The sequence below is a fragment of the Actinomadura sp. DC4 genome, assembly GCF_030406325.1.
Lineage (GTDB): Bacteria > Actinomycetota > Actinomycetes > Streptosporangiales > Streptosporangiaceae > Actinoallomurus.
Window position 1 is genome coordinate 1 of the sequence record NZ_JAUEQY010000010.1, and the last position, 25,377, is coordinate 25,377.

Genomic DNA, 25,377 nt, shown 5'->3' on the forward strand with positions numbered 1-25,377 from the left:
ACCAGACCATTGACCAGGGCCTCCACTGGTCGATCATCCGCCGCGAACATCAAGCCAGAGCCCGCCGAAGCCACTTCCGCCGACGCCTACGCCTCCAGGTCATCCAGATCTAGGGATGTAGTACTAGCGGTTGTCCGCCGTCCATCCCCCGCGTGACCAGCCCGGTCTCGTACGCCACGACGATGGCCCTGGGTCGCGTCGTCCAAGGACGGATGACCGGCGTCGGCATGGAGGCGCTCTGGGAACGAGCGGTAGTCCGAGGTGAGGCGGACATGAAGACTCACTTCACGTCTGAAAGCCCTGCCCTTCGGGTTGCGTCCACGGAGGTGGTGTATGAGTTTCCGCTGGTGGCAGGCGTGTCGCCGTGGAGTTGAGGACGGCCACCGCGTAGATCCTTCGAAGTCGTCCAAGACAAGAAGGAGATCAACGCGATGGCCGTGGACAACAGTGTGGACCCTGCGGGCTGGTTCGCCGAGCAGATCGGGGCGTGTGAGCCGGATCTGCTTCGGCAGATGGTCAAGACGATGGCCGAGGCGCTGATGAGCGCCGAAGCCGACGCGATCTGCGGTGCCGACTACGGCGAGCGCTCAGGCGAGCGGGTGAACCGGCGGAACGGGTATCGGGAGCGGGATCGGGACACTCGGGCCGGGACGGTGGAGCTGGCGCGCGGAGCCCTACGAGATTCGAATGGGAACCGGACCCGCCCCTCTGGCGTCCCACCCGTATGCCTGGTCGAATGTGCCGGTTCCGGCACGCCTTGATGCTCCCGGCAAGCGCGCTGCCGCTGCTCGTGGCCTGTAGAGGCGGGGACGGCGGGGCAGAGAACGTTTCGAATCCGCCTGTCCAGCCCAACGCGTTGGTGCTGAGTGTCCAGGAATGGCAGGAGAATCCCGCGCCGCCCACCGAGGAAGCTGCGTTGCCGGAGGTCTCGTTGTACGGCGACGGACGCATGATCGTGGCGACCGCGCAAAGCGGGGCCCTGCAGACCGCACGCGAGTACCGGCTGACGCCGGGGAAACTGCGCGCGGTCTACCGGCAGGCCGCCCGCGCCGGGCTGACCCGAGGATGCGATTTCAGCGGGGACGTGCTCGACGGGGCCGGGATGGTCATCACAGTGCACACTGGCCGAGGTCCGCAGAAGACCACGGTGAAGGTGCCCTGGGGTCGGCGGTCGGGGACCAGCGGCAAGGTCGTCGGCTTTCGTCGAAGTCTGGACCCTGCGCACTGGCCGGCGCGGGACTTCTCCGTCCCGCCGCGTCCCTACCAGGTGGACCGGCTCGCGGTGCTGCCGGTCGCGGCCCTGGAAGGTCCGACACGACCGTGGCCGATCACCGAGGTGAACATCCAAGGGACACGCCTGTGTACGGTGCTCCGTGGCCAGCGGCGACAAGAGGCCGATGTCCTGGCACGCCGGGTGAGTCCAGCGACACGGTGGACCCGTGGCGGGCAGGCGTTCTGCGTGGTCTTCCGGCCGTTGCTGCCCAACGAGCCAGACTGCTCCGCGCTCGAACGCACCCCTTAGCCGGATAATGGCCTCGCGGGCTCGCGAGATGAGCACGCCGCTGTCCACTTGGCTTATGAGCTAGTGACCTAACCCCGACCAACCAGCTGTCACCACTGCGGAAGAGCTACAACCCAGTGGGGATGGTCCCAATGCCAGGCTGGCGGCGACGATGGCCGAGGTCCCCAGACAGTAGTCCGGGGCCCAGCGATGAAGCATCATCCCCGTTACGAACGCCCGGGCTGATCAACCAGACCGGGTCGAAAGAGCGTGGACAGCTTGGCAGAAGGCGGATCCCGGAGAGGCTCGCTCACGTCATCCTGGAGTTCATTCCATGAGGTGTCCCCATGGATTAGCGGCCGGACCGGCCGCCACGGACGCGCATCCGGCGCGCTCGGCACCGAGGCCATAAGGACCATCGTTCGCGGTCCACCTCACGACGCTCGCGAAGGATATCCGGGACCTGGCGGGTCGCGACGGCATCGCCGTCGGGCAGGCCTGGCACGGCGTCCGCAGCCGCAGGCCTGCTGGGGTTCGTCAGCGGCTTCGCTCGCGTCGCCGACGCTGCGAACGCCTCGTTCGGGCGGGGGGTGTTTCTCGGCGTTAGCTGGCTGCGGATCGCGGTGCATCCGCAGATGGCCGAGTTCACCAACCTGGTGGACTCCACGCCGGCGCTACGCGCGTACGCCGAACGCATGTGGACCCGGCACACCGACGGCCTCAGCGCAGCCATCGCCGACGAGACCGGCGTCGACCACGACAACCTCACATGTGTGGTTCTTGCCCGATTCGTACTCGAGATCCCGGTTCTCGCACGCGGTCGGCAGGACCGCCGAGCCGCCGTCGAGGCAAGCTTCGACATCCTCACACGCGGCTGGGAGTCGCCGAGCAAGCCGTCCGCGCCCCGTAGCGCTTGGCCGGCCGACGTTCGTGTCAGGTCATTCCGGTCTCTAAGCGATGTTCAGGTGGGTGATGCTGGCGGATGAGGGAGCGGCGGCATGTGGGTGCTGCGCCGGACGAAGAGCGCGAGACGCTTTCCCACCGCCGCGAGACTAAATGAGACTGGGAAACATGCCGGGTCGGTACCCGTGGGGTGCCGACCCGGCGTCTTACCTGCTCAGTGCGGCGGAGGATAGGAGATTCGAACTCCTGAGGGGTTGCCCCCAACACGCTTTCCAAGCGTGCGCCCTAGGCCACTAGGCGAATCCTCCGCGGAGAAGCCTACCGGGTTTGCGGCAAGGGCCGTACATCGATAACCGCGGTGATCGGGAGGGGGCCGTAGATGTGCGGGAACACGCCGTCGCCGACCGGCTCGTCCCGTACGTCCAGGCCCTCCGGGTCGATGACGAGGAGCACCAGATCGTCAAGGTCGGCGTAGAACGCGCGCTGGACCGTACGGGCCTGGTCCTCGTCGCGGGAGGCGTGGATGAAGCCGACCTCGGCGAGCGTCAGGCCGCGCGTGGACACCTCGTACGGGCCGCCGGAGGTGCGGGCGGCCTCCCACTCGGAGCGTTCGGCGATGTGGAAGATCTTCATTGACGGGGCCTCCGGAGATCGTTCGAACGGAGAGAAGCGTACGGGCCGAAGACGTCCTCGCGATGCCATAGACTCTGTCGAGACCCCCTGTGCGGCGTCATCCTGTGAACCTCCCCAGGGCCGGAAGGCAGCAAGGATAAGCGGGCTCTGGCGGGTGCGCGGGGGGTCCTCTGCTTCTAATGAGGACGGACCCCCGATGAGTCTGGCTCTGTACAGAAAGTATCGGCCAGCGACGTTCGCCGAGCTCAAGGGGCAGGAGCACGTCGCCGAGCCGTTGCAGCAGGCGCTGCGCAACGGGCGCATCAACCACGCTTACCTGTTCAGCGGGCCGCGGGGATGCGGAAAGACCTCCAGTGCCCGGATCCTGGCGCGCTCCCTCAACTGTGAGAACGGGCCGACGCCGGAGCCGTGCGGCAAGTGCGACTCGTGCGTCGCCCTCGGGCCGACGGGCTCGGGGCACATCGACGTCATCGAGATCGACGCGGCCTCCCACGGCGGCGTGGACGACGCCCGCGACCTGCGCGAACGCGCCTTCTTCGCCCCGGTCGCCGCGCGCTTCAAGATCTACATCATCGACGAGGCGCACATGGTGACCCGCGAGGGTTTCAACGCGTTGCTGAAGCTCGTCGAGGAGCCGCCGTCGCACCTGAAGTTCATCTTCGCGACGACCGAGCCGGAAAAGGTCATCGGGACGATCCGGTCCCGTACGCACCACTATCCGTTCCGCCTCATCCCCCCGGGCACGCTGCGCGAGCTGCTCGAGGACATCCTGCAAAAAGAGGACGTGCCGTACGAGCCGGCGGCGATCCCCCTGGTCGTACGGGCCGGGGCCGGGTCGGCGCGTGACTCCGAGTCGATCCTCGACCAGCTTCTCGCGGGCTCCGGGGAAGACGGCATCACGTACGCGCGCGCGGTCTCGCTGTTGGGATACACCGACGCGACGCTGCTGGACGAGGTGGTGGACGCGGTCGCCGCCCATGACGGCGGCGCGGTGTTCGCCTCGATCGACCGGGTGATGGAGGGCGGCCAGGACCCACGGAGGTTCGCCGCCGACCTGCTCGAACGCTTCCGCGACCTGGTGATCCTGTCCAACGTGCCCGACGCGGGCGCGAACGGGCTGCTCGACGTGCCCTCGGACGAACTCGAACGCATGCAGGCGCAGGCCTCACGCCTCGGCCCGGCCGAGCTGACCCGCGCCGCGGACCTGCTGCACACCGGCCTGACCGAGATGCGCGGCGCGACCGCGCCGAGACTGCTGCTCGAACTCATCTGCGCCAGGATCCTGCTGCCCGGGGCGTACGACGACGAGTCGTCCCTGCTGGCTCGGCTGGATCGCCTCGAACGCCGCTTCGCCATCGGCGACGGCGCTCCTGCGAGCGAGATGCCGCCGATCCGCCGCCCCCAGCAGGCGGCCAACAACAGCCCCGCCCAGACGCCCCGCGCCGACCAGCAACGCGACGAGAACCAGCCCCCGCCGGTGAGTCGTGAGTCCGGACCCCCTCCCGCCCGGGGGGGCGACCCCACTTCCATTGTCCAGCCTGGGCAAAGGCGGGGGGAAGACGAGCGGGCGGTTGTGGATAACTCTGCGGCCGGGTCGGGTACGGGTGGTTCGTCGGGGGGCGGTGCGGGTTCGCGCGGCTCAGGTTCTCGGGGCGGCGGCTCGCGTGGGTCCGGTTCTCAGGGTGCCGGCTCTCGCGGCTCGGCCACGGGGGGCGGTTCAGCGGGACCCGGTTACGGGCCGACCGACCCCGACGAGTACGGGTCCAGCGAGTACGGCCCTGGTGGGAACGGCGCCGGCGGCAACGGGCCCGGCGGAAGCGGCGCGGAAGACCGGGCGCGGTCGAACCCGGCCGCGGCATCGCGTACGTCCGGCGGTCAGCCGCCGGCCGACGACATCGGCTGGCCGACCGCCCTCGCGCCAGGCGGGCGAACCCAGCCCCAGCGCCCGAACGGCGCCCGCTCCAGCGACGCCCGCTCCAACGACGGCCGTCCCAACGACGGCCGTCCCAACGACGGCCGTCCCAACGACGGCCGTCCCAACGACACACGCTCCAACGACGCGCACTCCGGCGACGAGCGAAGTGAAGCCTCCGCAGGCACCGCGAAATCCGGATCGGTCGACGTCAGCGCCATCCGCGGCATGTGGGTCGACATTCTCGAAGCCGTCAAGCAGCGCAGCAAGGTCGCCTGGATCGTCCTCATGGAGGGCGTCGACGTCGCCTCCCTCGAAGGCAACGTTCTCACCCTGGCCTTCGCCAACGAGGGGAAGCGCCGCGGGTTCACCACCGGCGGCAAAGAGGTCGTGCTCAGAGAGGCGCTGAAAGAGATCCTCGGCGTCGACTGGCGTATCGACGCCGTCCTCGACAACGGCCAGGGCGGCCGGCCGAGCAGCCCCCCGCCGCCGCCCCCCGAGCCGGGCGGCTGGGGCAACACCGCCGCCCCGCCCCGCCCTCGCGAGACCCGCGAGACCAGCAACAACACCCGTGAGACGTCCGAGCAGTCCAGGCCCCCTCAGGCATCGGGCATCGTCCCGCCGCCTCCCGAGCCCATGGACGAGGCGGACGAGGTCGACCCCGAGGGCGACGCGGACGCCGGTAACGAGGCCGCGCTCACCGGCATGGCGCTGATCGAGCAGGTCCTCGGAGGAAAGGTCATTCAGGAGATCGACAACGCTTGACCTGCGAGTTAAGCCCGCTTGCCGGGTCCGTAGGCCACTCTGATCCAGGGCACGGCACCCCGATCAAGACGACTGCCCGGGCGCGGTGAGATGCCGGGAATTTCGATCACGGGTGGGCGCGTACCGCAACGTGACCGAACCCCGTAGTCTCGTGCCATCGGACGATCGAACAAGGAGAACGCCGTGGAACCCGGAGGCGAGCCGAATATCCAGCAGATGCTGCAGCAGGCGCAGCGGATGCAGGAGCAGCTCATGAATTTGCAGCGCGAGCTCGCGGAGACCGAGGTCGATGGGTCTTCCGGCGGCGGGCTGGTGACCGCGACTGTGAACGGTCAGAGTGAGCTGGTCAAGCTCGTGATCGACCCGGCGGCGATCGACGCGGCCGACCCGCAGGAGACCGCCGAGACCATCGCGGATCTCGTCCTCGCGGCGATTCACGCCGCCGGCGAGGAGGCGCAGCGGTTGCAGGAGACCAAGATGGGGCCGCTGACCGAGGGCCTGAGCGGCCTGGGCGGCGGTCTGCCCGGAGGCCTCGGCCTGCCCGAGCTCTGACCGACAGCGAAACCGAAACGACGAGAAGAAGGGAGGCACCGTGTACGAAGGGGTCGTTCAGAACCTCATCGATGAGCTGGGCCGGCTGCCTGGCGTCGGGCCCAAGAGCGCACAGCGGATCGCCTTCCATCTGCTCGCCGCGGATCCCGCCGACGTCACCAGGCTGACCGAGGCGTTGCGGGAAGTAAAAGACAAGGTCAGATTCTGTAAGGTCTGCGGTAATGTGGCCGAAGCAGAAGAATGCCGGATCTGCCGGGACGCCCGTCGCGACATGAACGTGATCTGTGTCGTCGAAGAGCCGAAGGACGTCGTCGCCATCGAGAAGACGCGCGAGTTCCGCGGCCGCTACCACGTGCTCGGCGGCGCGATCAGCCCGATCGAGGGGGTCGGCCCCGATGACCTGCGCATCCGTGAGCTCATGACGCGTCTCGCCGACGGCGAGGTGACCGAGCTCATCCTCGCCACCGACCCGAACCTCGAAGGCGAGGCGACCGCGACCTATCTTGCCCGGCTCGTGAAACCGATGGGCCTCACCGTCACACGGCTGGCCAGCGGCCTGCCGGTGGGAGGCGATCTGGAATACGCCGACGAGGTCACACTCGGTCGCGCGTTCGAAGGACGGAGGCTGCTCGATGTCTGAGAACAGCTGGACCACGCTCGCCGATCGAGTGGCGAAGCACGTTGAGAACTACCTGACGGTGCTGGAGGCGGTCGCCAAGGGCGACGCCGGCGAGCACGCGGTGCCCTACCTCCTGCTGGAGGTCTCACAGATCGCGATGGCCGGCGCGCAGCTCGGCGCCAGCACCGACGTGATCCTGCCCGACAACTGGGAGCCCGACGTCGGCGAGGACCCCGACCTGGACGCCGTACGGCAGGGGCTGGCCGAACGCCTCACCGAGGTCGACGACTACACCGAGATGTTCGACCCGTACAAGGACGACGAGACGACCGCCTACCGGCTCTCGGACGACCTCGTCGACGTGGCGAGCGACCTGGTGCACGGCCGCCGGCACTACGAGGCCGACCGCAAGCTCGAGGCGCTCTGGTGGTGGCAGTACTCCTACTTCAACCACTGGGGCAACCACGCGGGCGCGGCGCTCCGTGCGCTTTACGCCGTTTCCGCGAGCGCGCGCCTGGACGTGATGGAGGAACAGGTCGCCGGTTGACGGAAGCTTTCCGGTGGGTTGCAGCGAAAGCCGCAAATCTCGCATAGCGGGATAACGTCTCGCAGCTTGGGCCGTTGACCTCGGTAGACTCGGGCGCGTCAAGCCTTCCAACGCCTGATCCGAGGAGTGCACACGCGTGGCCCTTGTCGTGCAGAAGTACGGTGGCTCCTCCGTCGCGGACGCTGAAAGCATCAAGCGCGTCGCCCAGCGCATCGCAGCCACGAAACGGGACGGAAACGACGTCGCCGTGGTGGTGTCCGCGATGGGGGACACGACGGATGAGCTGATCGATCTGGCCAACCAGGTCAGCCCCCTGCCACCGGCACGTGAACTCGACATGCTGCTCACCTCGGGTGAGCGCATCTCGATGGCGTTGCTCGCGATGGCGATCGCGAACCTCGGCCACGAAGCGCGGTCCTTCACCGGCTCCCAGGCCGGCGTGATCACCGATGGCAGCCACGGCAAGGCGCGCATCATCGACGTCACGCCCGGCCGCATCCGCGGCGCCCTCGACGAGGGCCTGATCGCGATCGTGGCCGGCTTCCAGGGTGTGTCCCAGGACACGAAGGACGTCACGACGCTCGGCCGCGGCGGTTCCGACACCACGGCGGTGGCGCTCGCCGCCGCGCTCGGCGCCGACGTCTGTGAGATCTACACCGACGTCGACGGCATCTTCACCGCCGACCCCCGGATCGTCCCGGTCGCGCGGCGCATCCCCGACATCTCCTACGAGGAGATGATGGAGATGGCCGCCTGCGGCGCGAAGATCCTGCACCTGCGCTGTGTGGAGTACGCCCGGCGGTACGGCATGCCCATTCACGTGCGGAGCTCGTTCAGCCACAAGACCGGCACGTGGGTCAAGGACAGCATCGAGGGAAACACGATGGAACAAGCGATCATCTCCGGCGTCGCCCACGACCGGAGCGAAGCGAAGATCACCGTAGTCGGCGTGCCCGACAAGGTCGGCGAGGCCGCGACGATCTTCTCCACGCTCGCCGAGGCCGAGATCAACATCGACATGATCGTGCAGAACGTCTCGGCCGCGCGTACGAGCCGTACGGACATCTCCTTCACGCTCCCGCGTACGGACGGACAGACGGCGATGGCGTCCCTCAACAAGATCAAGGAGCGCATCGGGTTCGACTCGCTGCGCTATGACGACCAGATCGGCAAGGTCTCGCTGATCGGCGCGGGCATGCGGTCCCACCCCGGTGTGACCGCGAAGTTCTTCGGCTCCATCGCCGACGCGGGCGTCAACATCGAGATGATCTCCACCTCCGAGATCCGGATCTCCGTGGTGGTCGACCAGGACGACGTCGACGCCGCCGTCACCGCCGCCCACCGCGCCTTCGACCTCGACTCCGACCAGGTCGAGGCAGTCGTTTACGGAGGAAGCGGCCGATGAAGCGCAAGCCCACCCTCGCCCTCGTCGGCGCCACCGGCGCCGTCGGCACCGTGATGCGCGAGATCGTCTCCAGCCGCGCCGACGTCTATGGCGAGATCCGCCTCATCGCCTCCGCCCGTTCGGCCGGCAAGCGGCTGCCCGTACGCGGCGAGGAGCTCGTCGTCCAGGAACTGACCCCCGAGGTCTTCGACGGCGTCGACATCGCCATGTTCGACGTGCCCGACGAGGTCTCCAGGAAATGGGTCCCGATCGCCGCCGAGCGTGGCGCGGTCGTCGTGGACAAGTCAGGCACGTTCAGGATGGAGCCGGACGTCCCGCTCGTCGTGCCCGAGGTCAACCCCGAGGCCGTACACGACCGGCCGCGCGGCATCATCTCCACGCCCAACTGCACCACGCTGTCGATGATGGCCGCGATGGGCGCCCTGCACACCGAGTACGGCCTCAGCGCCCTCGTCGTCGCCTCCTACCAGGCGGTCTCCGGCGCCGGCGTGGCCGGGGCGGAGCGCCTGTACGCCGAGATCGAGGCGGTCGCCGGCGACCGTACGCTCGGCCAGACGGCGGGCGACGTGCGCAAGAGGATCGAGGACCGCCTGGGCGACGAGGAGTCGCCCTTCCCGGCGCCGCTGGCCCTCAACGTCGTGCCGTGGGCCGGTTCGCTCAAGGAGGACGGCTGGGCCTCGGAGGAGCTCAAGCTCCGCAACGAGTCCCGCAAGATCCTCGGCATCCCCGGCCTGAAGGTCTCCGCCACCTGCGTACGCGTCCCGGTGGTCACGACGCACTCCCTCGCGGTGCACGCGACGTTCGAGCGGCCGGTGACCGTCGAGGGGGTCCGCGCGATCCTGGACGCCGCGCCGACCGTGGTCGTCATGGACGACCCGAAGAACTCCGTGTACCCCACCCCGGCGGACGTCGTCGGCACCGACCCGACGTACGTCGGCCGGATCCGGCAGGCGATCGACTTCCCCGACACCCTCGACCTGTTCGTCTGCGGCGACAACCTCCGCAAGGGCGCGGCGCTGAACGCCGCCGAGATCGCCGAGCTCGTCGCCGCCGAGTTCACCGGCTGACGTGGGAGGAGGCCCGGGACGCATCCCGGGCCTCCTCGGTTTCACGAGAAACATCGGTCACAGGAACGTGATGTCCCAGTGCGACGGCTCGCGGGCGAACAGCGATCGGCCAGGCGCCCGGTAGACCGCCGCCCCGTCACCGCGCCGGTGGAGGCGCTGGTAGTGGTGCCGTACGTAGCGGTTGACGCAGTGGCTGGGCAGTACGTCCAGCTTGTAGCCCGCGCCGTGGCTGAGCCCTCCCCGCGAGTGTCCACGCTCGGTGCCGCCGGAGATCACCAGCCCGCAGCGGCTGGCCTCGCGGAACTGGAGCACCCCGTCGAGCGTCGATGGCCGCAGCCCGTCGAGCGAGGTGCAGTGCGGGTTGCTCCGGCGAGTGCAGTGCCCGGAGGAGATCCACCGCAGGCCGGCGATGCGAAGCAACGCGCTCGCCTCCTGCTGGCGCAGTGGTCCCGACACCGTTTTCCGGTCATGCGCCCAGGCATGGGCCGTACCAGCGGTAAAAGCGGAAAATGCCATGGCGCAGCCGGTGATGACGGTCAGTCGTATCGACATCCAACCTCCCCGTACATGTCGCATGCACCAAGGCGCAGCATCTGCCACGTGCGACGCGACACCGCAGCAGCGGACGCGCCCTTTTGCGAAAAGAACCGCCGATCCTGACCGGCCATTGGTCTGCGCCGGCTCATCGCGCGAGGAGACGTACAGTGTCGGCTGTGGCCGTACCGACCAAGTCCGAGCAGACACGGGATCTGATCGCCAAGACCGCTTTGCGGCTGTTCCGCGAACGCGGTTACGAGGCCACGACGATGCGGGCGATCGCCACAGAGGCGGGCGTCTCGGTCGGCAACGCCTATTACTACTTCGGATCCAAGGAAGAGCTGATCCAGCTCTATTACGAGCACTCCCAGGACGACCACGCCGAGGCGTGTGAGGCCATCCTGAAGGGCGAACCGGAGTTCCGGGCACGCCTGCTCGGCGTGCTCCGCGCCCGCATCGACACGCTCCAGCCGTACAAGGAGTTCGCCGGAAAGTTCTTCAAGCACGCGGCCGAGCCGTCGAGCCCGCTGAGCCCGTTCAGCGGCGAGTCCGCCCCGATACGCGACGCGGCCGTCGCGGTCTACCGCGAGGTCGTCGAGGGCTCGACGCTGAAGACCGACGCCGAGATCCGCGCCGAGCTCCCCGAGCTCCTGTGGCTCTATTCCATGGGTGTGGTCCTCTACTGGGTCTACGACAGCTCCCCGGACGCCGCGAAGACGTACCGCCTGGTCGAGCGCACCGTTCCCCTGATCGACCGTCTGGTCGGCATGGCCCGCCTGCCGGGCATGCGCGGCGTCGTACGCGAGGCGCTGTCCACCTACCGCGACCTGCGTAAATAGACGGGCCGGAGGTCCTCGGCCAGTGCTGATCAACGCCGGGCTGGAGATCCGGCAGGCGGCCGCCCAATGACCGGGAGAGCGACAGCCTCCGCTCGATGAGCGCCCGCGACGGAGGTGGAGGAGCTGAAGTACCGGGATGAACGACGCCCGGCGGTTCGACCTCTGGGACGACGTCGAGGGCGATTACCACGCCCTCTTCGCCGACGGCGACCTCATCCAGACGCCGGGCAGCACGACGAAGGTCGACGACATCGGCCACGCGCTGATGGTCGACCGCTGGATCAAACCGGGCCGTAGCACCGTCGAGATGTATGCGGCGAGCGGCTGACCGAGTACAACGGGGCCACGCAGTGCGAACGCGGCAACTGGTGCCACCGGTCGCACTACTACAACGTTCACGACGAGCTGAACCGGCCGGGTGAGTACCTCGGCCTCACCGGCAACACGCCACCGGTGCCGGCCTCGGCGGGACTCCCCGAGGTCACCCGGCTGATCTGCGACCGGCGGGCGCAGTACTACGACCTGGTCGCGAGCGAGCTCCGCCAGGGCCACATCGCTGCGGCACGGGACATGAACGCCCAGGCGCTGCTGTGGCGGGCGTTCACCGATCTCCTGATGCCCCGGCTCACGCGGTCGGACGACCGGCTGCACCGCCTGCTGTACGGGCGGCCTGGTGGCCGACGCCCGGTCCCGGTGGGACGGCAGGCCAACCCCATCCTGACGGCCACGTACGTCCAGGCGGCCCAGGCACAGCGCGCCGGCGGCCTGAACGGTCCGCTGGTGCTCGACACGATCAAGGGCGACTGCGCGCAGTTCCGTGCCCGCGAGGCGGACGCGGTGGCCACCTGCGTGAGCAAGGCCGCGGCCGGCGGGTGCGCGATCTGCACGGTCGGTACCAGCCCGCCTTCAATTACTACGAACCCCGTGCCCGTGTCCTGGACACCTCACCGCTGGTCGACGAGGTGCTGGACAACCTGCGGCTGGTCAGCCAGTACGTACGTACGGACGGCCGCCCGGTGAGGCCTCGTCAGGGGGGCGGCGGCCCGGTCCAGCCGCGGCAGCGGTAGCCGACGTCTCTGGCCCGGGCGGCGGTATTGATGATCTTGTTGAGTCGGTCGCGGGTGACGGTCAGGCCGTCGATCCGCTCCTCGATGCGGTCGCGTTCGGCCGACAGCCGGTCGAGGAGCTCCGGCGTCACCTCGCCGGTCACCACGCAGGGCAGGATCTGGAGGATCGTCCTGCTCGGCAGGCCCGCGGCGTACAACTGCTGGATCAGGTCGACGCGCCCGACCGCCTCGTCGGCGTACCGCCGCTGCCCGCTGTCGCTGCGCGTCGACTCCAGCAGCTCCTGCTCCTCGTAGTACCGCAGCGCCCGTACGCTCACGCCCGTCTTGGCGGCCAGCTCGCCGATCCGCATGAACCTCAACCCTTGCCTCTGACGTCAACGTCAGGTCTTAGCGTAGCCGCGAACGACGCAGACAACGGAGGAAGATCATGGACATCGAGGGTTCCGTCGCGCTGGTCACCGGGGCCGGTCGCGGCATCGGACGTCATTTCACCCGGCAGCTCCTGGAGCGGGGCGCCGCGAAGGTCTACGCGACCATGCGTACGCCGGAGGTCGTCGAGCTTCCCGGCGTGGAGGTGCTCCGTCTCGACATCACCGACCCGGAGCAGGTCGCCGCCGTGGCGGCCGCCGCCGGAGACGTCACACTGCTGGTCAACAACGCGGGCGTCTGCACGAACCAGAACCTCGTCACCGGGGACCTGGAGAAGATCCGGCTGGAGATGGAGACGCATTACTTCGGCACACTCGCCATGGTCCGCGCGTTCGCCCCCGTCCTGGCGCGCAACGGCGGCGGCGCGATCCTGAACGTCGGTTCCGTCCTGTCGTGGGTGCCGTACGACGGGGTCAACGCCTACAGCACGGCGAAGGCGGCCGAGTGGAGCCTCACCAACGGCATCCGCCTCGAACTCGCCGGTCAGGGGACCACGGTCGCGGGCCTGTACATGGGCAGCACCGACACCGACATGATGGCCGGGTGGGACGTCGAGAAGAACGACCCCGCCGACGTCGTACGGACCGCGCTGGACGGCATCGCGGCCGGCGAGGCCGAGATCCTCGCCGACCAGATCGCCGTCCAGGTCAAGGCCGCCCTGTCGGCGGCCGCTAGCTGAGGTCGAGGTGCTTGCGGGCGAAGTCGATCGTGGCGGCCATCTGGCGGATGCGCTCCTCCACGACCAGGGAGCCGTGGCCCGCGTCGTAGCGGTAGACCTCGTGCTCCTTGCCCAGCTCCCGCAGGCGTTCGAGATAGTTGTCGATCTGCCGGATCGGGCAGCGCGGGTCGTTCTCCCCGGCCATGACGAGCACCGGTGTGGTCACCTGCTCGACGTAGGTGATCGGGGAGGAGGCGGTGTACCGGTCCGGCACGTCGGCCGGTGAGCCGCCGAACAGCGACCGGTCGAAGGCCTGCAGCGCCTCCATCTCGTCCTCGTACGCCGCGACGTAGTCGGCCACCGGGACGATGCCGATCGCCACGGACCAGTCGCCCGGCTGCGTGCCGATGCCGAGCAGCGTGATGAAGCCGCCCCACGAGCCGCCGGTGAGCACCAGCCGGGACGGGTCGGCGAGGCCGGAGGAGACCGCCCAGTCGCGTACGGCCTTGACGTCCTCCAGCTCCACCAGCCCGGGACGGCCCTCGATGGCGTCGCGCCACTCGCTGCCGTAGCCGCTCGAACCTCGGTAGTTGACGCGGACGACCGCGAAGCCGTGGTCGACCCACGCGGCGGTGTCCGGAGAGAACGAGTCCTGGTCGTACGCCGCCGGGCCGCCGTGGATGTCGAAGACCGTCGGGAACGGGCCGGAACCGGCGGGCTTGGAGATCAGCGCGTGCACGTCGCCGCCCGGTCCGGATACCCAGGCGTCCTCGACCGCGACCGACTCCGGCGCCGGCGAACCCGGCGGGGTCAGGACGACCGCGCCCGAGGTCGAGCGGATCACCGGTGGCGATGCCGAGGAGGACCAGGAGAACTCCACCGAGCCGTCCGGGCGGGCGGAGGCCGAGCCGATCACGCCGGGCGGCGTGTCGATCCGCTCCAGGTCGCCGCTCGCCAGGTCGTAGCGGTAGAGCTCGTCGCGTGCCTGGTGGGAGCGGGAGACGAGCAGCGCGGAGGCGTCGGGGTACCAGTCGGCGCCGACCTCGCCGGTGAGGTCGAGGGCGATCTCGCGGATCTCGCCGCTGACCGGGTCCCAGATGAGCGGCTCGCCCCGCCCGCGGCGCTCGTGCTCGACCAGCAGCCGCTGGTCGCCGTCGACCGGGGAGAACGCGATCGCGCCCAGGCCCTTGCCCGGCCCGTCCCACAGGTCCGCGACGGTCGAGCCGTCGGCCCGTACGACGCGCAGCGCCATGTGCCGGCTGTCGCCGTGCTCGCTGTGGTTGATCGCCACCAGCGACTCGTCCTCGGACAGGTCGATGGCGTAGGCGTCCTCGTCACTGGAGTAGAGCACCCGCGACTCGGCGCCCGGCGCGCACCAGTGGATGGTCGAGCCGCTCTCGGTCGAGCGGCCGATGACCGCCAGGCCGCTGGAGCCGACCGCGAGCCCGGCCGGGTAGGACGGCTCCAGCGGCGGCGCGGTGTCCGCGCCGCCGCCGAACGGCTCACGCCGCCACACGCCGAACTCGTCGCCGTCGGTGTCGGCGAACCACCAGATCCACTCACCGGTCGGGTCGACGCCGCCCATCCAGGTGCCGTTGGGCCGATCCGTCACCTGGCGCCGCGCGTCGGTCTCGCGGTCCCAGGCGTAGATCTCCCAGGTGCCCGTGGCGTTCGAGCGGAAGACACTGCGGTGCGGTGCGTGGTGGGCCCAGCTCGGCAGGCTCACCCGCGCCGCGCGAAACCGTGCCTTCCAGCGTTCGTCGTCGACCATGGGTCAAGCATGTCAGTCCGTCGCCTGGCCTGCGGGCAGCCTGCGCATCTGGAGCATCGTCGTCTTGGTGCCGAAGCCCCAGTCCAGGATCGCCGAGGCGTCCTTGAACCGGCGGTTGGAGTCCGTGGTGGTGCTGTTCAGCACCACGCCGATGAGCGTACGGCCGCTGTGCTGGGCGGTGAAGACCAGGGAGTATCCGGCCGCGGTGGTGTGGCCGGTCTTGATGCCGATCGCGCCGGGGTAGGAGCCCAGGAGGAGGTTCGTGTTGGCCCAGGAGTACGCCGCGTGGCCGCTGGTCTTGCTCAGCGAGTAGGACTGCCGCGTCACGACCGCCTTGAAGTTCACACTGGTCATGGCGTACCTGGCGAGCAGGATCAGGTCACGGGGGGTGGAGTACCCCTCCTTCTTCGTCGACGTGGGGAGCCCGTCGACGTTCAGATAGTGGGTCGAGGTCATCTTGAGCGCGGCGGCCTCTTTGTTCATCTTCGCGACGAACTTGGTCTGGCCGGGGCCGTAGATGTCGCCGAGGGCGTACGCGGCGTCGCACCCGGAGGGCAGCATCATGGCGTTCAGGAGCTGCCGTACGGTGACCTTGTCGCCCACTTTGAGTCCGGCGCTGCTCGCGTCGTTGTTCTTGACATGGTTGACGTAGGACTGCTTGATGGTGACCGTCTTGTCCAGGTTGCCGGCCCGGAGCACGATGACCGCGGTCATCATCTTGGTGATGCTGCCGATCGGCCGTTTCGTCGTCGTCGCGAGGCCCCAGAGTTTCTTGGCCGTGTCCGCGTCATAGAGGTACGCACCCTTCGCGGCGATTCCCGCGGGGGCCGAGGCGGCGGCCGGGGCGACCTTTACGGTGCCCGCCTTCGTACGGGCCGTGGCGCTCGCGGCGACCGGGACGCCGGCAAGCAGGCCGGCGACTGCGGTGGCGGCGATCAGACGAGCGCTGAGGCGCATGAGGAACTCCTGTATTGGGGGGAATACCGTGCATGCTGACAGGCCGGGTATTTCCCCGGCAACCGGACGCGCCGTTTCGGTCTCGAAGACTAATGTCGCGGTGTCCGGAAGGTAAGCGACGGTCCGCTTTCCGGTCGGCCGGAGCACGCGGCCCTTGTGGGTTCTGGACCGGCCCGGCCCCGGGTGGCTTACCGTTGAGGGGTGGCGTCGCAGTCCTCGACCGAGTCAGTTCCCCGGCAGGCCGGTGATGGCGCCGAGGAGGTCACTCACGGCTATCCTCCGCCCGCCCGGCCGGTGGGGTCGACCGTCGTGGCCTACTGCGGCGCGGTGATGACCGTACGGGGGGAGTCGTCGGCCTCCCCGCCGCCCGACACGTGCGCGGAGTGCGCCGCGATCTGGAAGCGACGTCGGCGCAGATCGCGCTGAGCAGGCACGAAGACCCAGGATGTCGGTCCCGCACGGCATGCTGGACCCATGGACTCTGAACTCACCCTGATGGCCGTGCACGCTCATCCCGACGACGAGGTGCTGGGCACCGGAGGCGTCTTCGCGCGCTACGCCGAAGAGGGCATCCGCACGGTCCTGGTCACCTGCACCAACGGCGAGCAGGGCGACGGGCCCGGCGGGGTTAAGCCGGGCGAGCACGGCCATGACGAGGCCGCGGTGCGCGAGCGGCGGCTCGCCGAGCTCCGCGACTCCGTGGCGCACCTGGGCATCGAGCACGTCGAGCTGCTCGGCTACCGCGACTCGGGAATGGACGGCTGGGACACCAACTCCGAAAGCGACGTGTTCAGCAATGTCCCGATCGAGGACTCCGCGGCCCGTCTCGGCGAGCTGATGGAGAAATACCGGCCGCAGGTCGTGGTGACCTATGACGAGAACGGCAACTACGGCCACCCGGACCACATTCAGGCCCACCGCATCGCGGTCGCGGCGGCCGAGGCGACGAAGATTCCGCGCAAGTTCTATTACACGGCCGTCCCCCGCGAGCGGTTCCGCGAGTTCATGAAACGCATGCAGGAGGAGTCCGGCGAGGACTTCGGCGAGCTGCCCGAGGACTTCGGCACCCCCGAGGCGGAGATCACCACCTTCGTTGACGTCATGCCGTACGCCGAGCGCAAGCGCAAGGCCCTCGCCGCGCACGAGAGCCAGGGCGACAACATCTTCTTCCTGCGGATGTCCGACGAGGTCCAGCTGCAGGTCTTCGGCACCGAGTCGTTCGTACGCGTCCGCAGCGACGTCGCCGCGCCGGACAAGGAGGACGACCTGTTCGCCGGCCTCCGCTGAGAGGGTGGTGCCAGCCCCACCATGACGGGGTGTGGTGGCCCCCCGGCCCACTCGGGTGCGTGCTGGATGGGATGTCGAGCCGCGGATTTCTAGTGTCATCAGCGAACTCATTTAACGAGGAGAACGCTGATGAAACCGAATTTGGCCGCCCGGCTCGGCGGCTGGAGCGCCGGCCACAGAAAGACCGCGATCTTCGGCTGGCTGCTGTTCGTCGTGGCCGCCGTGCTCATCGGCGGCATGGTCGGGCAGAAGTCCCTGACCGACGGTGAGGAGGGCACCGGAGACTCCGGGCGCGCCGAGCGCATCATCGACGAAGCGGGCATCAAGAGCCCCGCCTCGGAGATGGTGATAGTGCACAGCGCGAAGGTGAACGGCTTCCGCGCGGCGCTGCCGGACGTGACCCAGGCCGTGAAGTCGAGCGGACAGGCGACCGGGCTCCGTGAGCCGCTGATCTCCAAGGACGGCCACGACGCGCTGATCCAGTTCGACGTGGCCGGGGACCCCGAGACGGCGGCGGACCGCATCATGCCGGTCGAGAACGCCGTGTCCGCGGCGGCCGCCCGGCATCCCGACCTGCGGATCGAGGAGTTCGGCGACGCCAGCGGCGAACACTGGTTCAACAAGACCATGGGCAATGACTTCTCCCGTGCGGAGATGACGGCCGTGCCGCTGGCGCTGGGCATCCTGCTCGTCGCCTTCGCGGCGCTGCTCGCCGCGGTGCTCCCCGTCGTCATCGCGGTGACAGCGTTCCTTGCGGCCAACGGCCTACTCGCCGTCTTCAGCCACGCGTTGCACATGGACGACGCGGCCAGCTCGGTGATGCTGCTGATGGGCCTTGCGGTCGGTGTCGACTACTGCCTGTTCTACCTGCGGCGTGAGCGTGAGGAGCGCGCGGCGGGCCACGACAAGGAGACCGCGCTGCGCATCGCGGCGGCGACCTCGGGCCGCTCGGTGCTGGTGTCCGGGCTGACCGTCATGGTGGCGATGGCCGGCATGTTCCTGTCCGGCATGATGCTGTTCGAGGGCTTCGCGGTTGCCACGATCCTGGTCGTCCTCATCGCGATGCTCGGCTCGGTGACCGTCCTGCCGGCCCTGCTGTCGCTGCTCGGCGACAAGGTGGAGTTCGGCCGCATCCCGTTCCTGCGCCGCAAGCGCTCGACCGGCCGGTTCTGGAGCTTCGTCCTGCGCCCCGTGCTGGCCCGCCCGGGCATCTCCGCGGCCCTCGCCGCCGGCGTCCTGCTCGTCCTGGCGGCGCCCGCGCTCGGCATGCACACCGAGAAGCTCAGCATCGAGCAGCAGCTGCCGCACAACACCTCGATGATCAAGACGTACGAGCACATCACCGCCGCCTTCCCGGGCGGCCCGGAACCGGCCGTCGTCGTGGTGAAGTCCGCGAACGTGCAGGCGCCCGCGATGAAGTCGGCGATCAAGTCCTTCACCTCGTCGGTGGGCGGCGCCGGTGAGTTCGGCGTGGTGCACACGAAGGTCTATCCGGGTCCGAACGTCGCCATCATCGACGTGCCGCTGAACGGCAGCGGGTCGGACGCGACCTCCCAGCACGCGCTCACGACGCTGCGCTCCCAGCTCGTGCCGGACGCCTTCGGCCACGTCGCCGAGGCGCACGTGGCGGGCAACCTGGCGTTCTCCAACGACTGGAACACCCAGCTGCGCCACAGCATCGTGCCGGTCTTCGTGTTCGTGCTCGGCATCACGTTCCTGCTGATGCTGTTCTCGTTCCGCTCCATTCCGATCGCCGCCACCGCGATCGTGCTCAACCTGCTGTCGGTCGGCGCCGCGTACGGCGTGATGGTCGCGGTGTTCCAGCACGGCTGGGGCGCGAGCCTGGTCGCCACGCACGGGGTCGGCGCGATCGAGGCCTGGCTGCCGCTGTTCGTCTTCGTGGTGCTGTTCGGCCTGTCGATGGACTACCACGTGTTCGTCGTGTCCCGGATCCGCGAGGCGTACGACCGTGGCACCCCGACCTCGGAGGCGGTCGCCTCGGGCATCCGCTCGACGGCCGGCGCGGTGACGAGCGCCGCCGCCATCATGGTCGCGGTGTTCGCGGTCTTCGGCACGCTGTCGATGCAGGACTTCAAGCAGATGGGCGTCGGCCTGTCGGTCGCGGTCCTGCTGGACGCCACGATCGTACGAGCGGTGCTGCTGCCCTCGGTGATGAAGCTGCTGGGCGAGAAGAACTGGTACCTCCCCCGCTGGCTGGAGTGGCTGCCCTCGCTGTCCCACGGCGAGGAGCCCCGCCCGGTCCAGCCGCCGCAGCCGGCGTACGCGCCCGCCGAGCACTGACCCTTCGGACAAGACGGCCCGCCCCCTTCACCGGGGGCGGGCCCTTTTCACTTTCCGCTGAAGGCGGCGAGGAGGTCGGGGACCTGGCCGAGCGCGGCGGCGATGGCCAGGGTGTTCTGGTACTCGCGCCACAGCACCGTCCTGCCGTCGCGTACGCGTAGGACGCCGATGAACGGGGCCGAGGCTCGGTGGCCGGTGGCCTCGTTGACGCCGGCCAGCGTGTACTCCACCACGATCACCTCCGGGTCGGTCGTGTCGTGGATGACGACGTCGCGGACCTCCTCGAACCGGACCGGGAAGGCCGCCCGCTCGTCGGCCGTACGGTCGCGGAACTCCGCGCGGCTCTCGAAGCGGTTCGGCCGGCCGGGCGGGGCGAAGGGCATCTCGATCACGGCGTCGTCGGCGAGGAGCTCGGCGTCGGACTCGCCGAGCCAGTGCCGCCGCATCTGCTCGAAGATCTCGTGCGGGCCGGGGACGGACATGGGGTTTCCTTCCCTCTAAGATGAGTGGAGACTCATGTAACTATCATGAGTCGTCACTCATCTTGTCAAGGAGGGGCCGGTTGACCTCGCAGTCCAGCGACCCGCCCAAGCAGCTACGGGCGGACGCGCGGCGGAACAGGGTGCGGATTCTCACCGCCGCCGAAGCCGTGTTCGCCGAGAAGGGGCCGTCGGCCTCGACCGAGGAGGTGGCCGAGCGGGCGGGGGTGGCCATCGGCACGGTCTTCCGGCATTTCCCGACCAAACAGGCGCTGCTTCAGGCGATCATGAAAGAGCTGCTCTCCCGGCTCACCGAGGAGGCCGACGCGCTGACCGCCGAAGGCCCGGCCGGCGACGCGCTCTTCACGTTCTTCTCCGGCCTGGTCGCCCAGGCGGCGCACAAGAAGACCGTCGTCGAACTCCTTGCCGAGACCGGCATCGATCTCCAGCTCGCCGACGCCGTACACCGGCTGCGGGAGAAGGTCGCCGAACTCCTCGAACGCTCCCAGGACGCCGGCACCGTACGCCCGGACGTACGGCTCGACGAGGTCATGGCGCTGCTCACGAGCACCTGCCAGGGCGCGCTGCAGAGCGGCTGGGATGAGGACCTGCAGCGACGTACCCTCGCTATCGTTTTCGCCGGATTGACCGGGACGAAAGGAACCGCCCGATGACCGGCGAGAACGCAGCGACCCCCCTGACCGGACGGACCGCGCTCGTCACCGGAGCGCGCCGCGGCCTCGGCCTCGAGATGGCACGGGCCCTGGCCCGCGCGGGCGCCCGGGTCCTGCTCAACGGCCGGGAGCCCGGCGGCCTGCGCCCGGTGGTCGAGGAGCTGCGCGGCGCGGGGCTGGACGCCGAGGCGCTGGCGTTCGACGTCACCGACGAGACGGCCGCGGCCGAGGCGGTCCGCGCCCATCCCATCGACGTGCTGGTCAACAACGTCGGACAGCGCGACCGGCGGGACCTGGAGGACATCACCTCCGCCGACCTGCTGCGCCTCCTCGAAACGGATCTCGTGTCGGCGTTCGGCCTCAGCAAGCTGATCGCGCGCCCGCTCGCCGAACGCGGCGCGCCCGGCCGGATCGTCAACATCTCCTCCGTCCTCGGACGGCTCGGCCGGCGGGGCGACGCGGCGTACGCGGTGGCCAAGGCGGGCCTGGACGGCCTCACCCGTGCGCTCGCCGCCGAGTTCGGCCCGTACGCCATCACGGTGAACGCCGTCGCGCCCGGATCGATGGCCACCGAGACCAACGCCCATCTGGTGGCGGATCCGGAGTGGAGCGAATGGCTGGAGCGGCGTACGGCGCTCGGCCGCTGGGGCCGGCCGGAGGAGGTGGCGGGGCTGGTGGCGTTCCTGGCCGGCGACGCGGCGTCCTATGTCACCGGGCAGACCATCGCGGTCGACGGCGGGATGTCGGTCACGTTCTGAGTCACCAGGCCGCGGCGGCGAACGCGACGGCGGCGGCCAGCGAGGCGGCGGCCGTACGCCCGGTCAGCGCCCCGGCCGCGCCGACGACGACGGGCACGACGGGCTGGGCGACTCCCCAGGACAACCCGAGGAACGCGAACCACCGCGGCCGGTCGAGCGGAGGCGCGTCCTCCGCCGCCAGCGCGGGCCAGTACCCGAGCAGGGCGCTGCCCGCCATCGCCCACGCGACGTACGCCGCCACGGTCAGCGGCACGCTCGGCGTCACGGCCATGGCCAGCGCGAACACCCCGGAGGCGAGCAGCGCCGGGCGCGGGTGCCCCGAGAGCGGCCTGCGGGCCATCGGCGCGAGCAGGGCGGCGGCGGCCAGCGTGAGGCCGGGCAGCCACGCCGGCGCGCCCCGCTGGAGCAGCACGAACGGCGTGAACATCAGGATCGCCAGATAGCCGAAGGCGTACGCGGTGGCGCCCGCGGTCAGCCGCACCAGGCGCCGCGGCGGTCGCCAGCGGACGGTCATGCGGGTCGGCACGGATCCCCGGGGCAGGCAGGTGCGGGCGACGGCCGCGGCGGCCAGGCAGGTGACGGCATCGGCGACCAGCAGCGGGCGTACCCCGAACGGGAGCAGCACCGCGGCCAGCAGGCCCGAGACCGCACCGGCAGCGGCTAGCGCCATGCCGAGCAGGGCGTACGCGTCCTGGCGGTCTTGTCCCTCGGTCACGCGGGCGAGGAGCTCGCTCGTGGCCGGTTCGTAGATCTCGAAGGCCAGGCCCGTGGCGGCGACGGCGGTCAGGACCTGCCAGGGCGTACGGGCGGCGGCGAGCGCGAGCAGCGCCAGGCCGGTCGCGCCCAGGCCGAGGACGACGAGCGTACGCGGGGCCGCGCGATCGAGCAGGACACCGCCCGCCCAGCGCGAGACCAGCGCCGTGGCGCCGAACACGGTCAGCACCGCCGTGACCAGCCGCGGCCCGGCGAGCACGGCCAGAAAGGAGAATGCGAACGCCCCGATCTGGTTGAGCACCCGGATCCCCAGCAACGCTTTCGCGGAGCGAGGAAGCAAGCGAAAGATCATCTACTGATTACCCTATGTGCATATCTGATCACAGTCCATAATGCCTCTCATGAAGAAGGTCATCAGCCCCTCTTTAAGGACTCTCGGCGGCGCGATCCGGCGGCATCGCGAGGCGGCGGGTATGACACAGGAGTACCTCGGCAGTCTGGTCAACTTCACCAACGGCTGGGTCAGCAACGTCGAATGCGGTTACCTGTGTCCGCGCAAGGAGAGCATCCTCGAGCTGGAAAAGGTGCTCGGCCTGCCCGAGAAAGTCCTCCTCGACATCTATGACCTGATCAAGTACGAGGACCCCCACCCCGTCATCTCGTTCGAGCGTTTCACCGACGCCGAGAGCCGAGCGAGCGTCATTCGCGAGTACGACGCGCTCGTGGTCCCGGGACTGCTCCAGATACCGGAGTACGCGCGGGCGCTGATCGCGGCGGGCCGTCCGAGCGCCCGGCCGGAGGTCGTCGAGAGCCTGCTCGCCGCCCGGCTCGAACGGCAGGAGATCCTCGCCCGCGACGACCCGCCCACACTCTGGCTGGTCATCGACGAGACCGCCCTGCTGCGTCCGGTCGGCGGACCCGAAGTGCACCGCGCCCAGCTCGACGTCCTCCTGGACGCGGCCCAGCGGCCGGGCGTCACGGTCCAGGTCATCCCGCTGTCGACCGGCGCGCACGCCGGACTGACGTGCGGTTTCACCATTCTTAGCTTCACCGACGAGCCCGATGTCGCCTACACCGAAGACCACGAGAGGGGCCACTTCCAGGAGCGGCCGGAACTGGTCCACGGCTGGTTCACCGCCTACCAGTCCCTGCATCTGGTGACCGAGACCGCTGCGGCATCCTTGGAGGTGATCCGGCGGACTCGGGAGCGGCTATGAACACCGGCCAGTGGCGCAAGAGCACTCACTCCGGCAGCAACGGGGGCCAGTGCGTCGAGGTGGGTGTCGTGGCCACCCGGTAACTTCTGGAGGCATGTCGGTCCACGAACTGCTGGTTCATCCGGCGTTCAGTCTCGGGAGTACGCCCACGTCATGGGCGGAGGTGCTCGGGTTCGTCACCGGTGGCATCAACGTCTGGCTCGTCGTGCGCCAGCACATCGCCAACTGGCCGGTGGGCATCGCCAACGTGATCCTGCTCGGGCTGATCTTCGTCGACGGAGGCCTTTACGCCGACGCGGGCCTGCAGGTGGTCTACGTCGTGCTCCAGGTGTGGGGCTGGTGGCAGTGGCTGTACGGCGGCCGGGGCCGTACTCAGCTCGCCACCCACCGCACCTCCCGTACCGAGTGGATCGCCCAGGCCGTGGCCGGCGTCGTCGCCACCGCCCTGCTGACCTGGCTGCTCAGCGCCTGGACCGACTCCACCGTGCCGTTCTGGGACGCGCTGACGACCACGATCTCGCTCGCGGCGACGTACGGGCAGAGCCGCAAGCTGCTGGAGTCCTGGTGGCTGTGGATCGCCGCCGACCTGATCTACATCCCGCTCTACGCCTACAAGCACCTCTACCTGACCAGCGTGCTCTACGTCCTGTTCCTCGGGCTGTGCGTCGCGGGACTGATCGCATGGCGCCGCGAGTGGGCCGGACGGCGGACGTCCCCGGTGGCCGCGTGACGCACGGCCTGGTGGTCGGCAAGTTCTACCCGCCGCACGCCGGCCACCACCACCTGATCGACACGGCCGCCGCGGGGTGCGACCGGCTCACCGTCGTGGTGGCCGCCTCGCCGCTGGAGAGCATCCCGATCGCGCTACGGGCCGCCTGGCTGCGCGAACGCCACCCGCAGCCGCATGTCGACATCGTCGCCGCCGTCGACGACATCGAGATCGACTACGACTCCGACGCCGTCTGGACCGCGCACGCCGAGATCTTCACGACCGCCGCGCGGGACCCGGTCGACGTGGTGTTCAGCAGCGAGGAGTACGGCCCCGAGCTGGCCCGGCGGCTGGGCGCCGCGCACGTGGCGGTCGACCCGGCGCGCGAACGGTTCCCGGTGAGCGGCACGGCCGTACGCCAGGACCACGTGGCCACCTGGCGGTGGCTGTCCCCGCCCGTGCGCGCCCACCTGACCCGCCGCGTCGTGGTCGTCGGCGCGGAGTCCTCCGGCACCACGACGCTCGCCCGCGCGCTGGCCGGGCACTACGCGCGGCGCGGCGGAGTGTGGGCCGCGACGCGCTTGGTCCCGGAGTACGGCCGGCTCTACTGCGAGGAGAAGCTCGCGATCGCCCGCCGCCGCGACCCGGGTCTGTGGCTCGGCGACCTGGAGTGGGCCTCGGAGGAGTTCGCCGTGATCGCCGAGCGGCAGCTCGCCCTGGAGGACGCCGCCGCCCGCGCCGGTTCGCCGCTGCTGGTCTGCGACACCGACGCGTTCGCCACCGAGCTGTGGCACGAGCGCTACGTCGGCACGCCCGCGCCGGCCCTCGCCCGTACACCGCATGACCTGTGGATCCTCACCGACACGGCGGGCGTGCCGTTCGAACAGGACGGCTGGCGCGACGGCGAGGCGATCCGCGTGCGGATGTCGGCGCGCTTCGCCGCGGAGCTGGAGCGCCGGTGCCTCCCGCACGTCACGGTGAGCGGCCCGCACGACGTACGCCTCGCGACGGCCGTCGACGCGATCGACACCGTCCTTGACAAGAGCCGGGCCTGGACTGACGCGGGCGCGCTATAA

General features: G+C 69.6%; 27 protein-coding genes, 1 tRNA gene, 1 other RNA gene and 1 pseudogene. 22 read left to right on the top strand and 8 right to left on the bottom strand.

What is annotated here, in order from left to right:
* Positions 1-431: 431 nt before the first annotated feature.
* The 3 genes and pseudogenes from QWU11_RS17940 to QWU11_RS17950 all read left to right on the top strand — a co-directional run.
* Positions 432-662 (top strand): annotated as a pseudogene (locus QWU11_RS17940) (transposase); the annotation flags it as partial.
* A 194-nt stretch (positions 663-856) separates the two neighbouring features.
* Positions 857-1,522 carry a hypothetical protein gene (locus QWU11_RS17945; RefSeq protein ID WP_290112063.1) on the top strand — a complete coding sequence of 222 codons (666 nt, stop codon included), beginning with the start codon at positions 857-859 and terminating at the stop codon, positions 1,520-1,522.
* Positions 1,523-2,136: 614 nt separating this feature from the next.
* Positions 2,137-2,487: a hypothetical protein gene (locus tag QWU11_RS17950; protein ID WP_290112073.1), complete on the top strand. Its 351-nt coding sequence runs from the start codon at positions 2,137-2,139 to the stop codon at positions 2,485-2,487.
* Positions 2,488-2,627: 140 nt separating this feature from the next.
* Here QWU11_RS17950 and QWU11_RS17955 read toward each other — a convergent pair.
* Positions 2,628-2,712, bottom strand: a tRNA-Ser gene (locus tag QWU11_RS17955).
* A gap of 10 nt (positions 2,713-2,722) precedes the next feature.
* Entirely contained in the window at positions 2,723-3,037 is a 315-nt protein-coding gene (locus QWU11_RS17960; RefSeq protein ID WP_290112075.1) for a DUF952 domain-containing protein, read from the bottom strand.
* Positions 3,038-3,115: 78 nt separating this feature from the next.
* Here QWU11_RS17960 and ffs point away from each other — a divergent pair.
* The 7 genes from ffs to QWU11_RS17995 all read left to right on the top strand — a co-directional run bounded on the left by ffs (position 3,116) and on the right by QWU11_RS17995 (position 9,904).
* Positions 3,116-3,211: signal recognition particle sRNA small type (ffs, locus tag QWU11_RS17965), an RNA gene on the top strand.
* Positions 3,212-3,233: 22 nt separating this feature from the next.
* A complete protein-coding gene (locus QWU11_RS17970; RefSeq protein ID WP_290112077.1) occupies positions 3,234-5,714 on the top strand; it encodes a DNA polymerase III subunit gamma and tau in 2,481 nt (826 codons plus the stop codon).
* 183 nt (positions 5,715-5,897) lie between these two features.
* Entirely contained in the window at positions 5,898-6,266 is a 369-nt protein-coding gene (locus QWU11_RS17975) for a YbaB/EbfC family nucleoid-associated protein (protein ID WP_290112094.1), read from the top strand.
* A gap of 40 nt (positions 6,267-6,306) precedes the next feature.
* Positions 6,307-6,906, top strand: a complete 600-nt coding sequence (gene recR, locus QWU11_RS17980; RefSeq protein ID WP_290112106.1) for a recombination mediator RecR — start codon at positions 6,307-6,309, stop codon at positions 6,904-6,906.
* Complete coding sequence (locus QWU11_RS17985) at positions 6,899-7,432, top strand: DUF5063 domain-containing protein (protein WP_290112108.1); 534 nt, start codon at positions 6,899-6,901, stop codon at positions 7,430-7,432. Before recR ends, QWU11_RS17985 begins: the two co-directional genes overlap by 8 nt.
* A gap of 136 nt (positions 7,433-7,568) precedes the next feature.
* Positions 7,569-8,837: an aspartate kinase gene (locus tag QWU11_RS17990; RefSeq protein ID WP_290112110.1), complete on the top strand. Its 1,269-nt coding sequence runs from the start codon at positions 7,569-7,571 to the stop codon at positions 8,835-8,837.
* Positions 8,834-9,904, top strand: a complete 1,071-nt coding sequence (locus tag QWU11_RS17995; protein WP_290112112.1) for an aspartate-semialdehyde dehydrogenase — start codon at positions 8,834-8,836, stop codon at positions 9,902-9,904. The genes QWU11_RS17990 and QWU11_RS17995 overlap by 4 nt, the downstream gene beginning before the upstream one ends.
* Before the next feature lie 57 nt (positions 9,905-9,961).
* On the opposite strand, the gene QWU11_RS18000 is transcribed toward QWU11_RS17995, so the two are convergent.
* A complete protein-coding gene (locus tag QWU11_RS18000; RefSeq protein ID WP_290112118.1) occupies positions 9,962-10,360 on the bottom strand; it encodes a hypothetical protein in 399 nt (132 codons plus the stop codon).
* A 257-nt stretch (positions 10,361-10,617) separates the two neighbouring features.
* Between QWU11_RS18000 and QWU11_RS18005 the strand changes: the two genes are divergently transcribed.
* The 3 genes from QWU11_RS18005 to QWU11_RS18015 all read left to right on the top strand — a co-directional run bounded on the left by QWU11_RS18005 (position 10,618) and on the right by QWU11_RS18015 (position 12,300).
* The gene (locus tag QWU11_RS18005; protein ID WP_290112120.1) at positions 10,618-11,280 is read left to right on the top strand and encodes a TetR family transcriptional regulator; all 663 of its coding nucleotides are present in this window, start codon (positions 10,618-10,620) and stop codon (positions 11,278-11,280) included.
* A 136-nt stretch (positions 11,281-11,416) separates the two neighbouring features.
* Complete coding sequence (locus QWU11_RS18010) at positions 11,417-11,608, top strand: hypothetical protein (RefSeq protein WP_290112144.1); 192 nt, start codon at positions 11,417-11,419, stop codon at positions 11,606-11,608.
* A gap of 125 nt (positions 11,609-11,733) precedes the next feature.
* Positions 11,734-12,300: a hypothetical protein gene (locus tag QWU11_RS18015; RefSeq protein ID WP_290112146.1), complete on the top strand. Its 567-nt coding sequence runs from the start codon at positions 11,734-11,736 to the stop codon at positions 12,298-12,300.
* A 7-nt stretch (positions 12,301-12,307) separates the two neighbouring features.
* Here QWU11_RS18015 and QWU11_RS18020 read toward each other — a convergent pair whose 3' ends face one another.
* Complete coding sequence (locus tag QWU11_RS18020; RefSeq protein ID WP_290112148.1) at positions 12,308-12,697, bottom strand: MerR family transcriptional regulator; 390 nt, start codon at positions 12,695-12,697, stop codon at positions 12,308-12,310.
* Positions 12,698-12,774: 77 nt separating this feature from the next.
* Between QWU11_RS18020 and QWU11_RS18025 the strand changes: the two genes are divergently transcribed.
* Positions 12,775-13,455 carry an SDR family oxidoreductase gene (locus QWU11_RS18025; RefSeq protein ID WP_290112153.1) on the top strand — a complete coding sequence of 227 codons (681 nt, stop codon included), beginning with the start codon at positions 12,775-12,777 and terminating at the stop codon, positions 13,453-13,455.
* On the opposite strand, the gene QWU11_RS18030 is transcribed toward QWU11_RS18025, so the two are convergent.
* Both QWU11_RS18030 and QWU11_RS18035 read right to left on the bottom strand, forming a co-directional pair.
* Positions 13,448-15,205 carry a prolyl oligopeptidase family serine peptidase gene (locus QWU11_RS18030; protein WP_290112155.1) on the bottom strand — a complete coding sequence of 586 codons (1,758 nt, stop codon included), beginning with the start codon at positions 15,203-15,205 and terminating at the stop codon, positions 13,448-13,450. The genes QWU11_RS18025 and QWU11_RS18030 overlap by 8 nt on opposite strands.
* Before the next feature lie 12 nt (positions 15,206-15,217).
* Positions 15,218-16,162 carry a serine hydrolase gene (locus QWU11_RS18035; RefSeq protein ID WP_290112157.1) on the bottom strand — a complete coding sequence of 315 codons (945 nt, stop codon included), beginning with the start codon at positions 16,160-16,162 and terminating at the stop codon, positions 15,218-15,220.
* A 474-nt stretch (positions 16,163-16,636) separates the two neighbouring features.
* On the opposite strand from QWU11_RS18035, the gene QWU11_RS18040 reads away from it, so the two are divergent.
* Positions 16,637-17,449, top strand: a complete 813-nt coding sequence (locus QWU11_RS18040; RefSeq protein ID WP_290112170.1) for a PIG-L family deacetylase — start codon at positions 16,637-16,639, stop codon at positions 17,447-17,449.
* Positions 17,450-17,578: 129 nt separating this feature from the next.
* Complete coding sequence (locus QWU11_RS18045) at positions 17,579-19,750, top strand: MMPL family transporter (protein ID WP_290112172.1); 2,172 nt, start codon at positions 17,579-17,581, stop codon at positions 19,748-19,750.
* A 47-nt stretch (positions 19,751-19,797) separates the two neighbouring features.
* On the opposite strand, the gene QWU11_RS18050 is transcribed toward QWU11_RS18045, so the two are convergent.
* Complete coding sequence (locus QWU11_RS18050) at positions 19,798-20,232, bottom strand: nuclear transport factor 2 family protein (protein ID WP_290112174.1); 435 nt, start codon at positions 20,230-20,232, stop codon at positions 19,798-19,800.
* Between the two features lie 80 nt (positions 20,233-20,312).
* Between QWU11_RS18050 and QWU11_RS18055 the strand changes: the two genes are divergently transcribed.
* Positions 20,313-20,903, top strand: a complete 591-nt coding sequence (locus QWU11_RS18055) for a TetR/AcrR family transcriptional regulator (RefSeq protein ID WP_290112206.1) — start codon at positions 20,313-20,315, stop codon at positions 20,901-20,903.
* Positions 20,900-21,661, top strand: coding sequence for an SDR family oxidoreductase (locus QWU11_RS18060; RefSeq protein WP_290112208.1), 762 nt, complete (start codon positions 20,900-20,902; stop codon positions 21,659-21,661). Before QWU11_RS18055 ends, QWU11_RS18060 begins: the two co-directional genes overlap by 4 nt.
* A gap of 1 nt (position 21,662) precedes the next feature.
* Here QWU11_RS18060 and QWU11_RS18065 read toward each other — a convergent pair whose 3' ends face one another.
* Complete coding sequence (locus tag QWU11_RS18065) at positions 21,663-22,715, bottom strand: MFS transporter (protein WP_290112210.1); 1,053 nt, start codon at positions 22,713-22,715, stop codon at positions 21,663-21,665.
* Between the two features lie 61 nt (positions 22,716-22,776).
* Between QWU11_RS18065 and QWU11_RS18070 the strand changes: the two genes are divergently transcribed.
* The 4 genes from QWU11_RS18070 to QWU11_RS18080 are packed head-to-tail and all read left to right on the top strand — an operon-like array spanning position 22,777 to position 25,377.
* Entirely contained in the window at positions 22,777-23,592 is an 816-nt protein-coding gene (locus tag QWU11_RS18070; protein ID WP_290112212.1) for a helix-turn-helix transcriptional regulator, read from the top strand.
* The gene (locus QWU11_RS47330) at positions 23,589-23,675 is read left to right on the top strand and encodes a DUF397 domain-containing protein (protein WP_354670860.1); all 87 of its coding nucleotides are present in this window, start codon (positions 23,589-23,591) and stop codon (positions 23,673-23,675) included. The genes QWU11_RS18070 and QWU11_RS47330 overlap by 4 nt, the downstream gene beginning before the upstream one ends.
* Positions 23,676-23,686: 11 nt before the next feature.
* Positions 23,687-24,322 (top strand): nicotinamide riboside transporter PnuC, encoded by a 636-nt coding sequence (gene pnuC / locus QWU11_RS18075; protein WP_290112215.1) that lies wholly within the window; start codon positions 23,687-23,689, stop codon positions 24,320-24,322.
* Entirely contained in the window at positions 24,274-25,377 is a 1,104-nt protein-coding gene (locus QWU11_RS18080) for an AAA family ATPase (RefSeq protein WP_290112218.1), read from the top strand. Before pnuC ends, QWU11_RS18080 begins: the two co-directional genes overlap by 49 nt.

Bases quoted from the DNA above. Each gene is read 5' to 3' on its own strand.
- QWU11_RS18050 (WP_290112174.1), bottom strand. From the start codon at position 20,232: ATGTCCGTCCCCGGCCCGCACGAGATCTTCGAGCAGATGCGGCGGCAC.
- QWU11_RS18045 (WP_290112172.1), top strand. From the start codon at position 17,579: ATGAAACCGAATTTGGCCGCCCGGCTCGGCGGCTGGAGCGCCGGCCAC.
- QWU11_RS18080 (WP_290112218.1), top strand. From the start codon at position 24,274: ATGGCGCCGCGAGTGGGCCGGACGGCGGACGTCCCCGGTGGCCGCGTG.
- QWU11_RS18060 (WP_290112208.1), top strand. From the start codon at position 20,900: ATGACCGGCGAGAACGCAGCGACCCCCCTGACCGGACGGACCGCGCTC.
- QWU11_RS47330 (WP_354670860.1), top strand. From the start codon at position 23,589: ATGAACACCGGCCAGTGGCGCAAGAGCACTCACTCCGGCAGCAACGGG.
- QWU11_RS18010 (WP_290112144.1), top strand. From the start codon at position 11,417: ATGAACGACGCCCGGCGGTTCGACCTCTGGGACGACGTCGAGGGCGAT.
- QWU11_RS17995 (WP_290112112.1), top strand. From the start codon at position 8,834: ATGAAGCGCAAGCCCACCCTCGCCCTCGTCGGCGCCACCGGCGCCGTC.
- pnuC (WP_290112215.1), top strand. From the start codon at position 23,687: ATGTCGGTCCACGAACTGCTGGTTCATCCGGCGTTCAGTCTCGGGAGT.
- QWU11_RS17950 (WP_290112073.1), top strand. From the start codon at position 2,137: ATGGCCGAGTTCACCAACCTGGTGGACTCCACGCCGGCGCTACGCGCG.
- QWU11_RS18035 (WP_290112157.1), bottom strand. From the start codon at position 16,162: ATGCGCCTCAGCGCTCGTCTGATCGCCGCCACCGCAGTCGCCGGCCTG.
- QWU11_RS17970 (WP_290112077.1), top strand. From the start codon at position 3,234: ATGAGTCTGGCTCTGTACAGAAAGTATCGGCCAGCGACGTTCGCCGAG.
- QWU11_RS18025 (WP_290112153.1), top strand. From the start codon at position 12,775: ATGGACATCGAGGGTTCCGTCGCGCTGGTCACCGGGGCCGGTCGCGGC.
- QWU11_RS18020 (WP_290112148.1), bottom strand. From the start codon at position 12,697: ATGCGGATCGGCGAGCTGGCCGCCAAGACGGGCGTGAGCGTACGGGCG.
- QWU11_RS17960 (WP_290112075.1), bottom strand. From the start codon at position 3,037: ATGAAGATCTTCCACATCGCCGAACGCTCCGAGTGGGAGGCCGCCCGC.
- QWU11_RS17985 (WP_290112108.1), top strand. From the start codon at position 6,899: ATGTCTGAGAACAGCTGGACCACGCTCGCCGATCGAGTGGCGAAGCAC.
- QWU11_RS18040 (WP_290112170.1), top strand. From the start codon at position 16,637: ATGGACTCTGAACTCACCCTGATGGCCGTGCACGCTCATCCCGACGAC.
- QWU11_RS18070 (WP_290112212.1), top strand. From the start codon at position 22,777: ATGAAGAAGGTCATCAGCCCCTCTTTAAGGACTCTCGGCGGCGCGATC.
- QWU11_RS18030 (WP_290112155.1), bottom strand. From the start codon at position 15,205: ATGGTCGACGACGAACGCTGGAAGGCACGGTTTCGCGCGGCGCGGGTG.